Consider the following 1,318-nt stretch of genomic DNA (forward strand, 5'->3'; position numbering starts at 1 on the left):
GGGTGCGCAAATGTGGGTCTTGCACGTACTGTTCGATCAGCGACGCGTTATGGCTCGGGTGCTCCAGGCTGGTTAGAACCCAGTGAAACTCGCCTTCGTCGGCGGTCACAAAGCCCATCTGCCAATCCGCAAAGAAGCGTTGGGCCCCTTGGGCGGTACTCAGGGTAGTCACTTGCTGGTGGCGGGGGTCGCGCTGGATACGGGCATAAAGTAAGTCCACGGGGTGTGCCTTGCCTTCCAGCAACTGCACAAACTGGCGGTCACTGTAGCACAACAGCCCCGTGATGCCGTGCTGCTCGTTCCAGGCGCGTGAGGTCTCCAGTAGCTCGCTGATCTGCTCCTCCGTGAAGGCTTGCGTGGCCCGGCTGCGGTAGAGCACGTGCTTGACACGCTCATCAAGCAGTCGCAGGACTTGTTCCAAGGTAAGGGCGCCCACGGCATACTCATCCAGCAGGGCTTGTTCGTAGGCTTGTGGTTCCAGGGGCGTATTGGCTGCCAGGGCGGTGGCCCAGGCAATGGCACGGCGTCGGGCCGCTTCCGTCGAAAGATCATCCATTTTCGGTTCTACGGCCGAAAAAAAGCGGCTACTACGGACGGCGCCCGCATAACTACGGATTTACTATCCGGGTAACTACGGAATAACGGACGAAAAGCGGGGTCTTGCGTATTCTCTCGGCTTTCGCTCAGTAGCAGTGGCGAATGGAGCGGTATAGTTTTCATCAGCCCGTCGGTTGACTGGGGCACTGGTTCAGGTGCCCGTCTGGACTAGTAAACGCCTTGCCTCGTTGAGCAGGGCCTTGCTCGTCTACGGGAGAAGCTAACGAATCGTATCCAAGGCTCGCAGCAGCACGCTCAGAATCTGGCGCTGGCCCACGCGGTGTTTTTCCTCGGGGTACGCNCTGGCGCTGGCCCACGCGGTGTTTTTCCTCGGGGTACGCTTGCAGGTAGGCCGCGCATAAGGCTTGCCCATACTCCAGTGCCCCTTGGTGGTGTAAGCGCTTCCGATCAAGCGCTACAGACCACCACGCTTTTTGCAGGTGGTAGGTGGGGCTCAGCCACAAGTGATCCTTTTCCACAAAGGCAAATAAGATATCACCGAGCGCAGTATGCATACCCCAAGATAAAAAATATTCTCATAGAACCTTGTGCAGCAAGCGCTTATCCTCTAGGCTTAAGCCACAGCGTCCCGAATTCCAGCGACGGGCCTACATCCGCGAGTACACGTTCCCTCGGCTGCAACGGCCTCAGCAGGCCAGTGAGCACGGCGCTCCCACATAGGCATTGATGGCAGCGCCTTGTAGTGCGTAATATGAGTAGA

Annotated in this window: 1 protein-coding gene; it reads right to left on the minus strand. The window is 58.2% G+C overall.

Annotated features, from left to right (window positions below; translation table 11 throughout):
• Positions 1–556: BLUF domain-containing protein (locus tag BXP70_RS29025; protein ID WP_143436791.1), on the minus strand; the 556-nt coding region annotated here is incomplete at its 3' end.
• Positions 557–1,318 lie beyond the last annotated feature (762 nt).

Source organism: Hymenobacter crusticola, assembly GCF_002154225.1.
Taxonomy (GTDB): domain Bacteria; phylum Bacteroidota; class Bacteroidia; order Cytophagales; family Hymenobacteraceae; genus Hymenobacter; species Hymenobacter crusticola.